Here is a 14,040-nt window from a genome sequence, read left to right on the forward strand (position 1 = left end):
ACATGCCCCCCTGGCGTTGGTTTGGAGGAAGGGGCGGAGGCGTTGGGTGTATGATCGGCCAAGAGCACACTGTCCGGTTACAGGATTTTGCAGCAAAGGACGCACAGGGGTGAGATCCGCAATACGTCTCCCGCTCCTGCACCCTTTATAGGGATGGGGTCAAGGATACTGGAACGTGCAAGATGCCATTCTGTTGCGGAGTGATGTTATGATGCCGCAATTGTGTGCGTTTTTAGGAGAGAACGAGCACGCCAGAATGTTTTGCCTTGTCGCTTGGCTCGACATGGATGTGGATGGAAGCGCGGCCGAGTTCGTTGCGGATGGCGGCTTCAACGCGGTCACAAATGTCGTGCGCTTCGTCAACGGTCATGTCGTTTTGTACGACGAGGTGGAATTCAACGAAGTGTAACTCACCAACCTTACGGATACGGACATCATGCGCTTCAATGGCACCTGTAGCGCTTTGGGAAATGGCGTATCGGACATTATCCATGCAGTCCGGGGCGGGCGCTTCATCCATAAGGTCAGACATGGATTGACGCATCATCGAAAAGCCGGCGCGCAAAACATTGATGGCGACGATGGCTGAGAGCAGTGCGTCGAGCCGGTCCCAATGTAAAACGGGGATGAGGGCAACGCCGATCACCAGTGCGACGGTAGCCCACACGTCAGACTGGACGTGTTCACCCGCTGCGAGGAGGGCTTGGGAGCTTTGTCGGCGGCCAACGCCGATCAAGATACGGGCCCAGATGAAATTAATGAGGCCCGCTAAGGCATTAAGCGCGACGCCGAAGAAAGGGGCATCGACGGGGTGTGGGTGCATCCAGTCAAGGATAGAGATGAGCAAAATGCCGAGTGCTGTCAGAACGACAAGGACGCCTTCGATGACGGCTGAGAGATATTCCGCTTTGCCGTGGCCGTAAGGGTGGTTGTCGTCAGCGGGGCGTGTGGCAACGATGAGGGCAAAGAGGGTGCCGCAGGCCGCAATGACGTTGAGGATGGTTTCAATTGCGTCAGAGAGCAGTGCATCGGAGTTTGAAACCCAATACGCGGCATATTTAACGGCCAGAACGATGAGACTGACGCCAATAGAAAGGCGTGCAACGGTACGGCGGTCTGTCATTACGCTGGCTTTTGGCAGTTTTGGTGTGTGGGAGCGCAAGACGCGTGGGCATCTTCGATCTGGAAGGTTGGGTGGCCAATGCTGAAGCGTTTGCGCAACTGTGCGCGGGCGGTATCAATCATGTGTGCGTTGGTGATGGTGTGGTTGTTGGGGTCTCTTAAAATATGAACGGTGAGTGCGGTTTCAGTGGTGCTCATGGGCCAAACATGCAGGTGGTGAATGTCCTGCACTCCGGGAAGCGCGCGCAGCGCTGCTTCGACTTTGGCGATATCAATGCCTGCGGGGACCCCATCCAGCGAAAGGGTAACGGCGCCGCGTAGAAGCGACCATGTGCCGCCGATGATGAAGAGGGACACGAGCAAGCTGACAGCAGGGTCAATAACCGTATGTCCTGTCCATGCGATGGCAAGCCCTGCGAGCACGACCGCAAAGGCCATGACCGCGTCTGACGCCATGTGTAGGAATGCTCCACGCACATTGAGGTCATCTTCTGCGCCGCGCATGAAGAGCAATGCGGTTCCGCCATTAACGAGAATACCAGCTAAGGCGACCCAACTGACGACCTCTCCAGCAACAGCGGATGGCGTTAAGAGCCGCAATATGGATTCCCATATGATTCCGCCGGTGACGAGGAGCAGGAAGACGGCGTTTGCGAGTGCGGAGAGAATGGTGGCGCGGCGCATACCGTAGGTGAAGCGGTTGCTTGGTGCGCGTCGGGCAAGAATTTGTGCAAACCATGCGCTGGCGAGGCCCAGGACATCGGACAGGTTGTGTCCGGCATCAGCCAGCAGGGACATGGAATGAACGCGCAGGCCCCAGACCGTTTCAACCAAAATATAGAGAATGTTTAGGCTGATACCGATGGCAAAGGCTTTGCCGAAGCTCGCCGGGGCGTGATGATGGTGCCCATGCCCATGCCCATGCCCATGCCCATGCCCATGCCCATGGTGATGGCTGTGGTCATGATCATCATCATGGTCATCATGGTGGTGCGTGTGTGTATCGGCTGCCGTGGTGTGGGCATGCTGATGCGAATCGCTACCGCAGGACGTCGGGCTCTGGGGGGAGGTATCTGTCATTTTCGGAGAAGGCTGTGAGATGGAGTGCTGTTCATAGCGTAGTTTTGGGGTGGAGCCAAAGAGATGTCGTGCAAGAGAGCGCATAATTTTGCTCAAGCTGCACAAGAGAGTGGCGAAAACACAGGCAAAATCGTAGTAGAGGGGCCATGACTGACATGCCACATAATCACACTCAAGAGGCCGCAGAGACGGTCTCTGTCTCATCTGCTGCGCCAGCTCCCAAGGCAAGCCGCTCCTTTGAAAAATACATCGAGCGTGGATTTTTCGCGACGCGCTGGATCGCGGCTCCGTTGTATTTCAGCCTGACGATTGGTTTGTTGTTGGTTGCGTTTAAGTTCTTCCAGCAATTGGCGGGGCTGCTCTTGCATGTGCAGCATTTGGACTTTGATGATGTTTTTGTTGGGGTTCTGGATCTGATTGATCTGGTGCTGTTGGCGAATCTTCTGCTGATCGTGATGTTTTCTGGCTATGAAAACTTTGTGTCGCGGTTGGATATTCGTGAGCATGCGGATTATCCGTCATGGATCGGGCATGTCACGTTTGGCGATATTAAGATCAAGCTGATGGCCTCTATTGTTGCGATGTCCGCCATTCATGTGCTGGCGGATTTTATCCGCGTGGATGAGACAACGACGCGTGCGCTGGAATGGAGCGTAGGGATTCATTTGGCCTTTGTTGTCTCTGGCCTTTTGATGGCGTTGATGGATCGGATTATGGAAGGGACGCCAGATACGCAGGCGGCTGAACCAGAGCACGCTGCCAAGCATCACGGTGGGCGCCCATGATACGCTTGACTGAAATACGCCTGCCGTTGGAGCACCCGGAAGGGGATCTGGAGCAGGCCGCGCGGACAAAGCTGGGTTTGGCAGCACATCAGAAATGTCAGGTGACAGTGGCACGGCGTGGGTATGATGCACGTAAGCGCGGTCATATTGTGCTGGTTTATAGCCTTGATTGTGACGTGGATGATGAGGCGCGACTTCTGGCAGCGCATGAGGGCGACCAGCATGTACGCCTCCGCCCAAACACGGAATATCGTTTGCCGCAGGTGAAGGTAGGGCCGCAAACGCCACGTCCGGTTGTAATTGGGGCGGGGCCTTGTGGCCTCATGGCTGCGTTGACACTGGCTCAGGCAGGGTTGCGCCCGATTGTGCTGGAGCGCGGTAAGGATGTGCGTTCGCGGACGAAAGATACGTTTGCGCTGTGGCGGCAGTCTGTTCTGACCACAGAAAGCAATGTTCAGTTCGGGGAAGGTGGGGCTGGTACCTTCTCGGATGGTAAGTTGTATTCTGGTGTGTCTGACCCTCGTAATTTGGGCCAGCGCGTATTGGAAGAGTTCGTACGCGCGGGGGCACCAGAAGAAATTCTGATGATTTCCAAGCCACATATTGGCACGTTCCGTCTGGTGACGATGGTGATGTTCATGCGTGAGGAGATTGAGCGCCTCGGGGGTGAATATCGCTTCAGCACGCGTGTTGATGATCTTGTTACGGAAGGAAGCGGGGAAGAGCGCCGTTTGACGGGGCTTCGCTTAGCGAATGGCGAGGTACTCCCGGCATCTCATGCTGTGCTGGCAGTTGGACATTCAGCGCGTGACACGTTTGCGATGTTACATCGTCAGGGCATTGGCATGGACGCCAAGCCGTTTTCGATTGGGGTGCGTATTGAGCATCCGCAAGCAGTGATTGATGCAGCGCGCTTTGGAGCGCAGGCAGGGCATCAACTGTTAGGGGCTGCGGATTATAAGCTGGTACATCATGCGTCAAACGGACGTGGTGTTTACTCTTTCTGCATGTGTCCGGGCGGGCAGGTTGTGGCAGCGACTTCGGAGCCTGAGCAGGTTGTGACCAATGGCATGAGCCAGTATTCGCGTGCTGAGCGTAATGCAAATGCCGGGATGGTCGTTGAGGTGAAGCCGGAGCTTGACTACCCTGATGATGTTTTGGCTGGCGTTGCGTTCCAGCGGCATTGGGAGAAGGCTGCGTATCGTGCGGGTGGTGGTGGTTATCGCGCGCCAGCACAGCGCGTTGGTGATTTCTTAGACGGTAAAGCCTCGACCACGTTGGGGAGTGTTGTGCCGTCTTATACGCCGGGTGTTACGCCGACGGATTTGACGCTGTGTCTGCCAGATTTTGTCACGGATGCCATGCGTGAAGCGTTGCCGCGTTTTGAACGTAAGTTGCGCGGTTATTCTATGGCTGACGCGGTGATGACAGGTGTGGAAACGCGGACGTCTTCTCCGATCCGTGTGCGCCGTGGCAAAGATGGACAAAGTCCTACGCTTAAGGGGTTGTTCCCTGCGGGTGAAGGCGCGGGTTATGCGGGTGGCATTTTATCAGCAGGGATAGATGGTATTCGCGTGGCGGAGTGGGTGGCCGAGGCTTTGTAAGCCTGTGTGGCCCGATATTTTTCTTGGTTATAAAATGCCTTAGTTTTTGGGGCGTATTGTCCTCTGCTGCTCTGCCGCCTTTTAACGCGCGGCAGAGTGAGTGTTTTTAGAGGTCTTCTTCACGCATATTATCATGGGGAATGCTGAAGGAGAGTGGCGGTATGTTCATAATTCGAGAAGATGATCTGTCTGGGGAGCAGACGCGTGCTTTGATTGCACTGCATCTTGCAGGGATGCATGCGTCTTCGCCGCCGGGGAGTGTGTTTGCGCTTGATCTGTCGGGCTTGCAGGGAGCAGGGACTACGGTCTGGACGGCGTGGCGTGGGGATCACGTGGCCAGTATTGGCGCGTTGAAAATGGGCAACGATGGTATTGCTGAGGTGAAGTCCATGCGTAAGCATCCAGATTTTTTACGGATGGGGGCTTCAGCAGCTATTTTGGAGACGGTTATCGTAGCCGCGCGGGAGCGTGGTGCACAGCGGTTAAGTCTTGAAACGGGTCGTGGGCCAATGTTCGAGCCAGCTTTGCAGTTGTATCGGCGTCGAGGCTTTGTAAGTGGCGCTGCATTTGGGGATTATGTGCCCGGTGCGTTCAATCAATTCCTGCATTTGGAACTGGTTTGACTTTTTTACACCTTCGAATGTTGAGAAAAAGAGGGGCTTAATGCCCCTCTTTTGGTTCGTCTTCATCCCCTTCCATGATGGCGCCGGGGAGATGTTTCGGTTGAAGCAGGGCAATGCCTGCGGTCAGAACGGATGAGCCGATGACGAGCGATTCTGCGGCGATTGGCAGTGTGAGAGGCGTTGGGCCAAAGCCGGGGATGAGACGGCTTGCAAGGCCTTGCCCTAAGGAGCCGAGAGCATAACCTAATCCCATGCCGAAGCTACGTGTCTCGGAAGGGAAGCACTTGGAGAGGTAGTGGGGGACGAGTGCGAAGATACCAGATGCCGCTCCGCCCATGACAAAGGCAGCGAGTAACAAGAGTGGCCATGAAACGGCATTAAGGAATGGCCAGATTGTTAAAACGATGATGCCGAGCGCGCCCAGCATGACTTTGAGGTCACCAAACTTCTGCGCGAGCCAACCGCAGAGCAGTTTCCCGCTCAAGGAGCCGATGCAGTACAGCGTGACGGGCCAGAAAATACTGTGCAGTACGGGTTGGTGTGCGGTGCGCAAAATGGTGGGGTAGAATGTGTAAATTGCAGCTTTTTGGAACTCAAGCACGGCCATAAAGGCGATGGCTTGTATGGCGGCGGCGTCAAAGCGGAATTTGGGGCGTGGACGCTTTGTGCTGGAATCATGCCCACTCAAGAGCTCCGCACGTTTGCGAAGCCAGACGGGGCTTTCTTTAACGCCGATGCGGATAAAGATGGCGAGGAGCGCCGGTAAAAGGCCGATGAAAAAGAGGGCACGCCAGCCGTAATGTGGTAAAATGAGCTCTTGTGCGGCATTGGCTGCAAAATAGCCGACTTCATAGCCAGACATCATGATGGCAGAGGCCATGGGGCGGGTGCGGGCTGGGACGCTTTCCATGAGCAGTGCAGCGGAAGCCGTCCATTCACCGCCAAAGCCAATGCCGAACATGAATTGTACGACAATCAGGAACAGGATGCTGTGTGCCAGCCCGGTCATGGCGGAGAAAACGGCAAACCATATAACGCCGAGCATAAAGGCAAAGCGGCGGCCGTAGCGATCAGAGAGCCAGCCCCAGCCGGTATTCCCAATAGCGCGTCCGATGGCTTGGGCCATTAAGACACCGCCAAGCGCGGTTAAGGTGCAGCCGAGATCTTTTGCGATGTCCGGCAAAGTGAACTGAAGGCTTGTTTGATCAAACGCATCCAGAAACCATCCCAAGAACGAGGCCAGTGTGATTTGCCAGAATGGGAGCAGCTCTCGGAAGGGGCTGCGGGCCGGTGTGGCGGGGCCGGTGCGTATGGCGGTAGCCGTCATGTGCAGGGTCCTTGGTCGAGCTAAGAAGATGTTTGGGAGGGATGTGCTGTGCTGTCTCGTGGCTGTGTGACGTCACTGAGGCATGCGGGTAAGAGTGGGTAGAACGTGAAAGGGATTAAGGCGTTGCACTCTGTATTGTGGAATAGCTTAGTCTATTTCTGCGGGTATGCGGAATGAATAATTTACGACGAAGTTTATCTTATGATGTTTGTGGCTGGTAAAATATAAAAATTATTTGGGAATTAAGGAAATATAAGGGGTCTCATCGTTAGTATCTTTGAAAATAGAGTAGGGGATGCCAGCATTGAACACCTTTGAAGAGCGTGTTGCCATGATGTCTTTAGGGCGGACAGAGGCTTTAATGCCAAAGGAAGAAGAAGCCGAAGGCGCGCCATGGTTGAAGCGGTCACGAGGTGATGTGCGGGTCACTTCTGTAGAGAGTGATGTGCTCAATACGCCTAGTTTTGCCAGTACGCTGCGCAGCCGTCGGGCACGGCAGAAAGGGGGGGCGCCTATTGTGCGGTGGCAGTCTCGGTTCGGTTTTGATGGTGCGGATAATGTACGGTTATTGGGGGCATCAGTGGATATGAATGCTTTGGGGCCGTCAGTGCCGAGGCATTTTGTCCGTAAAATACGCGGTCCAAAGGCTGAAACGACGTTCCAGAACATGGACCGAAATGTGCTGTCTTTGGCGTGTTTGCAAGCGGCGCAATGGGGGGCAGGTCTGCGCCTTATGGTGAGTCTGACGGATATGTTTGCGCCAGATCCGGCGTTTAATGTGCGGTTGGGGGAGGTTTTGGAAGAGACGGGGTTTGATCCCTCTTTGTTAGACTTGATTTTCCCGGAAGCGGGGTTGCAGCAATATGATGCTGAGACATGTTTTACCTTAGCGGCTTTGCGGGACCGAGGTGTTGGCATTTATCTTTCGGGTTTTGGTGAGGGGCCTTCAAGTTTGACCTTACTGAAAGAGCGGGCATTAGGCGGCCTTTTAGATGGTGTGCAGTTCGATTGTGCTGTGCTGTTGAGCGCGGGGCATGTGTGTAAAAAATTTGATGAAACATCTGTGTTGGAGCCGGTCAGTGTTGCGTTTTATCGCGACTCTTTGAGGGCCATGCGTTCTTTAGGGCTGAGGGTTCGTGCATGTGGTGTCGAATTGCCGGAGCAATTGGCTTTTACGCGTGATGTGGGGGTGGACGAAATTGCAGGTGGTTTGCTGGCGGCGCCGGAGACGATGCTACAGTCTTTGATGCCGAAGTCACGGAAGGGGCGGTATCGGGTGAAGAGGCTTCCTGAGTCTGTATGATCCATTTTTACAGGGCTCGGAGGTGCTGAGTACTTGGCGTTATGTGGGATGCCTCTTACATAGGGCCGAGCAGGAGAAAACGTGATGAATTATGATCAGATGTTCCAAGAGGCGCTTGATGGGCTGCATGCCGATGGCAGCTATCGTTATTTTGCGGATCTAGAACGTCGGGCCGGGCGCTTTCCGAAGGCATTTCATCACGGTTTGGGCCAAGAAGTCACGGTGTGGTGCTCCAATGATTATTTGGGGATGGGCCAGAATAAAGCAGTTTTAGACGCTATGCATGCTGCTTTGGATGAGACGGGTGCAGGTGCAGGCGGAACACGCAACATTTCTGGCACGAACCATTATCACGTTGAACTTGAAAAAGAGTTGGCGGCTTTGCATGGCAAAGAGGCGGCGCTGCTATTTAATTCGGGTTATCTGTCCAATTGGGTAACGCTCGGCACGATTGCTGGGCGTTTAAAAGAGTGTGTGGTGCTATCGGATGCGTTGAATCATGCGTCCATGATCGAAGGTATTCGTCATTCTCGTGCTGAGAAGCAGATTTTTCGTCATAATGACGTGGAAGATCTGGAGCGCCGTTTGCAAGCGCTGCCTGCTGATGTGCCCAAGATTATTGCCTTTGAGTCGGTATATTCAATGGATGGGGATATTGCCCCAATTGAAGCTTTTTGTGACCTCGCGGACCGTTATGGTGCGATGACGTATCTCGATGAGGTGCATGCTGTCGGTATGTATGGTGAGCAGGGTGGAGGGATCGCTGAAAAGCTTGGTCTGTCTCATCGTTTGACGATCATTGAAGGAACGTTAGGTAAGGGCTTTGGGGTTGTGGGCGGCTATATTGCTGCGTCTGCCCCCTTATGTGACTTTGTGCGTTCTTTTGGGTCAGGGTTTATTTTTTCAACGGCTTTGCCACCGATGATTGCGGCTGGTGCATTGGCGAGTGTGCGTTATTTGCGGGACAATGCGGCAGAGCGAGAGGGGCAACAGCATGCTGTGGCTCATTTGCGTGCTGCGCTGGATGCTAAGAGCATTCCTCATGTCGGTAATCCGAGCCATATTGTGCCGGTTATGGTGGGTGACGCGCAGTTGTGCCGTGAACTGTCTGATGCATTGTTACGACGGTTTGGTCATTATATTCAGCCTATCAATTATCCGACTGTGCCACGTGGAACAGAGCGCCTGCGGATTACTCCGGGGCCGCTGCATGATGATGGTATGATTGATGAATTGGTTGAAGCATTGGATACGTTGTGGCGTGAGTATCAATTGCGCCGCACAAATGGATTGTAATGTTTATATAGTGACTGGTTGATTGGAGTATCAAAGTTCTTCATTTATGATAAATGAAGAAATTTGAATTTTATATATTAGATATGACCATCAACAGTAAATCCAAATGCGCGGGGTTGACCAACTTGCGCTTGAAGGCCAGACCACAATTTTTGTCCGCTATAGATGATGTGGTCGTTTGTTAGGTTTTTTATGTATAGGCGTACGGTGTAGTATCGGGATACGTATCCGATATTAGCATTAAGAATATTGTAGTTCCCAGAAGGTACGCTTTGTCCGCTTGCTATTTGCGGTGAGTAACGCCCTACATGGTTGAAGTTTGTTCCGATGAACACGCCGTTCCTGAAGGTTTTTTCAAGCCCGACATTGAAGGTCGCAGTGGGAGCGTTACTGAATTTTGTGCCGTCAACGTTTTTATACTGAGCAGGTGCATCTGTAATTTTGGTGGCAAGTAAGCCCAATCCACCAAAAGCTCGGAAGCTGCGTGTGAAATTATAGAGGGCTTCGGCTTCAAGGCCCAAACTATGCCCATGTAGAATATTGACGAATGTATAGTTTAGGAGGTCTTGGTAAGAGTGGTAATCATTGTAGAATAAATTGGTATTAAGGTTGAGCTTTTTGTTGAGGATTTCTGTGTGTCCTCCTAGCTCATAAGTGGTAACAGTTTCTTTGTTATACTGGTAGTACGATCCCGTATACCAGTTAATGGCTCCGCCTCCGGGGTTATAGCCGCGTCGAACCGTAAAGCTGGCGCTGGTAACTGGGGTAAATGTATAGCTTAAACCGCCTTTAGGTAAGAACATTGTCGTGCCAATGTCGCTTTGTACTTTGCCCCATGAAAGAGACACATTGCGTTTCTGCTCTTCGCGTTCCACGCGTGCGCCAGCAATCAGGTTAAGGCCACCAATAAGATGAAGAGTGCCATCAGCATAAGCGGCGTAGGTCCGTTCGTTGTCGGGGCCATTTACACCTAAGCTAGACTTAATATCTTGGTCGCGGTTGAAGTAATATAAACCACCCACTGCGTTAAGTCGTGATGCTGTCGGTGCGTAAATGAAGCGGTCTTCAACGGTATTGTTTTGTTCTTTAAGCGTAAAATGAGCGAGGCTATTTTTGCTGGCAAGAGCATTGGATTGGCTGAAGATAGCATCGTACCAAATATGGCCGTAGGTGAGTTGGTTCGAAAGGGCGCTGGATATTTGGTAATTCGCTCGAAGGCTGGCTTCATTGATGCTCGAGTCTGTAACGCGGGTATTCATGTTGCTGTTGTCAAAGCGGTATTGGAATAGGTCCGGTGCTGTGGCGGTGTAGAGATATTCGCCATGTTGTTCACGGTGCCAACCCATGAGAGTTACGTTGAGTTGAGGGAGGGCTTTAGGTGTCCATAAAAGCTTTCCGCGGACTGAGGTTTGGTTAATTTCTCTTGGGTTAAAGGGCCATTTGGTGCCGGGGTAATGAATATAACTGTTGCCGCGCACGCCATCGGCAGTAATGCGGAAGGCAAGTTCGTCTTTAATAATGGGGCCTGAGAGCATTCCGGCAAATGTGCCTTTGCTACCAGCGCTTTCGTAACCGCCACGGATTGCGGCTTGCCAGAATTGAGTGGGGGCTTTGCTGGCGAGTGTGATGGCGCCGCCTATAGCGTTGCGGCCTTGTGTCGTTGCCTGAGGGCCGCGCAAGACGCTGACTTGTTCCATATCCCATGTGCCTGCATAGGCATAACGTTGGCCAGCGTATGTTTCGGGAAGACCGTCAATAATGACGGCGGTACGTGGGCGGCTTCCAGACATAATAGTGAAGACACCGCCGCCAGCACCAGAGCCTGTTAAGCCACGTATTGTTGGGATGTCTGCGGCATTGCCGATCATGTTCGGGACACGATTTACAACGTCATAGAGTGATCGATATTCGTTTGAATCGAGCTTTTTAAGCACAGTGATTGCGCTGTTTGTATTTTGTAAGTGATCAATCTTTTGCCCAACGACGACAATGGATTCTGTTGATCCGGTAACGGTGGGTGTATTTTTATCGGTAGTAGATTTGAAGGGTGTTTGAGCGGTTATCGCTTTAGGAACGATTGTGTCAGCAGCATATGCCTTTGGGGGGGCGAAGAAAGAAATGTTTGCGCAGATGATGGTAAGCGCTGTGCAAACGAGGAAGTGCTTTCTGTGAGAGGTGGTGTTGTAAGCGATGAACATTGCTGTTTCCGTAGAATTGTGTAAAAAATTTTACAAACTTATAAATGATAATAATTCTCATTAGCGATAGTGCGTATTTTGATATTTTTGATGTTGAGGTAAATCAGTGATATAAATGTCACGGTTATGTCAGTCTGACCGTAAGGCTGCACAGTGTTGTGAGCGGTGCGGTAAGGAATGCATGATTGACAAAATGAAGTAGAACGCTGATTCTTATCTGTACCAGGGGGAGCTTCACCGACGAAGCTGAGAGGTCATTGGTTTTCTTATGTGTGTGAGAAAACGGTGTGACGACCCTGCCGGGCGCCATGGTGTCGTCCGGGGAACCTGATCCGGTTAGGACCGGCGGAGGGAATGGTTATGCAGGGCGCTTGGACTCTTATGGTCTGTCGTTTCGTGTCTTCCCCCGTTGGGGTGTGGAGGACGTATGGGCGACACTATACAAAATTTGAACGGGCATGCTGCGAAGGCACAACGTACAGTTGGGCAGGTGACAACAGGGCCCATTGAAGGCTCTATTAAGAAGTGGTCTGCGGCTCCGGGACATGATGATATTGTGGTCCCGTATCGCGAAATTGCTCTGCATCCTTCGGCAAAGGAAGAGCCAGTACGGGTGTATGATACGTCTGGCCCCTATACGGATACGAATGTTGAGATTGATGTTGCCAAGGGGCTGAGTAAGCCGCGTGCGCCGTGGGTTGCGAAGCGTGGTTTTCGTAAGGTGGATGTGCGCCGCCGGGTGAAGCCAGAAGACAATGGTTACGTGAGTGAAGCTCAGGCGGTACCGTCTTGCCCGGCCGAACATGAGGTTTTTGACGGGCAGGACGCGCAGTACGTCACGCAATATGAGTTTGCGCGTGCGGGTATTGTCACGGAAGAGATGATTTACATCGCGCATCGTGAGAATGCGTGCCGTGCGGAAATGGCCGAAGGTGCGCAAGAGCGCCGTGCAGATGGTGAGGATTTCGGGGCCGAGATCCCAGCCTTTATCACGCCAGAATTTGTGCGAGATGAAGTGGCGCGTGGGCGCGCTGTCATTCCGGCAAACATTAATCACCCTGAAATTGAGCCGGTGATTATCGGGCGCAATTTTTTGGTGAAGGTGAATGCGAATATCGGTAATTCTGCTGTGACGTCATCGGCAGCAGAAGAGGTTGAGAAGTTGGTGTGGGCCATTCGTTGGGGTGGTGACACGGTGATGGATCTGTCCACGGGGCGGAATATTCATAATATTCGTGATTGGATCATGCGTAACTCTCCTGTGCCGATTGGTACGGTGCCGCTCTACCAAGCGCTGGAAAAAGTCGGTGGCGTACCAGAGAAGCTGACATGGGAAGTGTTCCGTGACACCTTGATTGAGCAGGCGGAGCAGGGGGTCGATTACTTCACGATCCATGCTGGTGTGCGTTTGCAGTATATCCCTCTGACGGCAAAGCGGACGACGGGCATTGTGTCTCGTGGTGGTTCTATTATGGCCTCATGGTGCTTGGCGCATCACCGTGAGAGCTTCCTTTATGAGCATTTTGAGGAAATCTGCGATATTATGCGCCGGTATGACATTACCTTCTCATTGGGTGATGGGTTGCGTCCGGGGTCGATTGCGGATGCGAATGATGCTGCGCAGTTTGCTGAGCTTGAAACGCTGGGTGAGTTGACCAAGATTGCGTGGGCCAAGGGCTGCCAGGTCATGATTGAAGGGCCGGGTCATGTGCCGATGCACAAGATTAAGGTGAACATGACCAAGCAATTGGCTGAATGTGGCGAAGCGCCGTTTTATACGCTTGGCCCGCTAACGACGGATATTGCGCCGGGTTATGATCATATTACGTCCGGTATTGGTGCGGCGATGATTGGTTGGTTTGGCACGGCGATGTTGTGCTATGTTACGCCAAAGGAACATCTTGGTCTGCCGGACCGATCTGACGTGAAAACGGGTGTCATTACTTATCGTATCGCGGCTCATGCGGCGGATTTGGCGAAAGGGCACCCAGCAGCGCAATTGCGTGATGATGCGATTTCGCGTGCGCGCTTTGAGTTCCGTTGGGAAGATCAATTCAACTTGGCGTTAGACCCAGATACGGCGCGTAGTTTCCATGATGAGACGCTGCCGAAAGAAGCGCATAAGACGGCACATTTTTGTTCCATGTGCGGTCCGAAGTTTTGCTCAATGAAAATTAGTCATGACATTCGGCGCGAGTCGGAGCGTAAGGCTGGTATGGAAAAAATGAGTGAAACATTTCAAGGGCATGGCGCTCAAATTTATGTTCCGCAGGCAGAAGTCGTTAAATAAGGGTAATAAAATGCTCATTCCGCAGTGTTAACCTTGCATTGAGTGGAAAATTATACGCATCATCGGGGGGATGCCACGTAGAGACCTAAATCCCCCCTTTGAGCCGAATAAAAGTGTTAACCGTTTGGCACGAAAAACAGGCGGATGTGCAGCGCATTGTGTTGTGCAAGTCATGCAGAACAATCGCTCAGGTCTGGCGCGGGAAGGTGCGCTGTTGATGGGCTTCCTCGAACAAATTTGGCAGAAGAGGGGAGTCGATATCTGTGATGTATGGGCCGAATTGGAGGCGCGCTTAGAGCTAGCGCAGAATTTGCGTGAGCAAGGCATCCGGCCACGTAAGAATGGACGCTATCGTTCGACGAAGTTGCCGTAAACGGTAATCCGCTTTTTTGTGATGAGAACAAAAAGAGAC

General features: G+C 52.6%; 11 protein-coding genes. 7 read left to right on the top strand and 4 right to left on the bottom strand.

Annotated features, from left to right (window positions below; genetic code table 11):
- Nucleotides 1-232 precede the first annotated feature (232 nt).
- Both NTH01S_RS08300 and NTH01S_RS08305 read right to left on the bottom strand, forming a co-directional pair.
- Nucleotides 233-1,123: a cation diffusion facilitator family transporter gene (locus NTH01S_RS08300; protein WP_068172306.1), complete on the bottom strand. Its 891-nt coding sequence runs from the start codon at nucleotides 1,121-1,123 to the stop codon at nucleotides 233-235.
- Nucleotides 1,123-2,286 carry a cation diffusion facilitator family transporter gene (locus NTH01S_RS08305; RefSeq protein ID WP_245642290.1) on the bottom strand — a complete coding sequence of 388 codons (1,164 nt, stop codon included), beginning with the start codon at nucleotides 2,284-2,286 and terminating at the stop codon, nucleotides 1,123-1,125. Before NTH01S_RS08305 ends, NTH01S_RS08300 begins: the two co-directional genes overlap by 1 nt.
- Nucleotides 2,287-2,348: 62 nt before the next feature.
- Between NTH01S_RS08305 and NTH01S_RS08310 the strand changes: the two genes are divergently transcribed.
- The 3 genes from NTH01S_RS08310 (at nucleotide 2,349) to NTH01S_RS08320 (ending at nucleotide 5,214) form a co-directional block, all read left to right on the top strand.
- Nucleotides 2,349-2,987, top strand: a complete 639-nt coding sequence (locus NTH01S_RS08310) for a TIGR00645 family protein (protein WP_245642292.1) — start codon at nucleotides 2,349-2,351, stop codon at nucleotides 2,985-2,987.
- Complete coding sequence (locus tag NTH01S_RS08315) at nucleotides 2,984-4,591, top strand: NAD(P)/FAD-dependent oxidoreductase (RefSeq protein WP_068172311.1); 1,608 nt, start codon at nucleotides 2,984-2,986, stop codon at nucleotides 4,589-4,591. Before NTH01S_RS08310 ends, NTH01S_RS08315 begins: the two co-directional genes overlap by 4 nt.
- A gap of 161 nt (nucleotides 4,592-4,752) precedes the next feature.
- Nucleotides 4,753-5,214 (top strand): GNAT family N-acetyltransferase, encoded by a 462-nt coding sequence (locus tag NTH01S_RS08320; protein WP_068172314.1) that lies wholly within the window; start codon nucleotides 4,753-4,755, stop codon nucleotides 5,212-5,214.
- Between the two features lie 37 nt (nucleotides 5,215-5,251).
- Here NTH01S_RS08320 and NTH01S_RS08325 read toward each other — a convergent pair whose 3' ends face one another.
- The gene (locus NTH01S_RS08325; protein WP_068172317.1) at nucleotides 5,252-6,541 is read right to left on the bottom strand and encodes an MFS transporter; all 1,290 of its coding nucleotides are present in this window, start codon (nucleotides 6,539-6,541) and stop codon (nucleotides 5,252-5,254) included.
- Between the two features lie 295 nt (nucleotides 6,542-6,836).
- Between NTH01S_RS08325 and NTH01S_RS08330 the strand changes: the two genes are divergently transcribed.
- On the top strand, nucleotides 6,837-7,844 hold the full coding sequence (locus NTH01S_RS08330) for an EAL domain-containing protein (RefSeq protein ID WP_068172320.1): 1,008 nt from the start codon (nucleotides 6,837-6,839) through the stop codon (nucleotides 7,842-7,844).
- An 84-nt stretch (nucleotides 7,845-7,928) separates the two neighbouring features.
- Nucleotides 7,929-9,140: a 5-aminolevulinate synthase gene (gene hemA / locus NTH01S_RS08335; protein ID WP_068172324.1), complete on the top strand. Its 1,212-nt coding sequence runs from the start codon at nucleotides 7,929-7,931 to the stop codon at nucleotides 9,138-9,140.
- 77 nt (nucleotides 9,141-9,217) lie between these two features.
- Here hemA and NTH01S_RS08340 read toward each other — a convergent pair whose 3' ends face one another.
- Nucleotides 9,218-11,338: a TonB-dependent receptor gene (locus NTH01S_RS08340; RefSeq protein WP_068172327.1), complete on the bottom strand. Its 2,121-nt coding sequence runs from the start codon at nucleotides 11,336-11,338 to the stop codon at nucleotides 9,218-9,220.
- Nucleotides 11,339-11,765: 427 nt separating this feature from the next.
- On the opposite strand from NTH01S_RS08340, the gene thiC reads away from it, so the two are divergent.
- Nucleotides 11,766-13,628, top strand: coding sequence for a phosphomethylpyrimidine synthase ThiC (thiC, locus tag NTH01S_RS08345; RefSeq protein ID WP_068172330.1), 1,863 nt, complete (start codon nucleotides 11,766-11,768; stop codon nucleotides 13,626-13,628).
- A gap of 124 nt (nucleotides 13,629-13,752) precedes the next feature.
- Nucleotides 13,753-14,001, top strand: a complete 249-nt coding sequence (locus NTH01S_RS08350) for a hypothetical protein (protein ID WP_245642293.1) — start codon at nucleotides 13,753-13,755, stop codon at nucleotides 13,999-14,001.
- Nucleotides 14,002-14,040 lie beyond the last annotated feature (39 nt).

Origin of the sequence: Neokomagataea thailandica NBRC 106555 (assembly GCF_001598495.1) — a bacterium.
Classification (GTDB): Bacteria; Pseudomonadota; Alphaproteobacteria; order Acetobacterales; family Acetobacteraceae; genus Gluconobacter; species Gluconobacter thailandicus_A.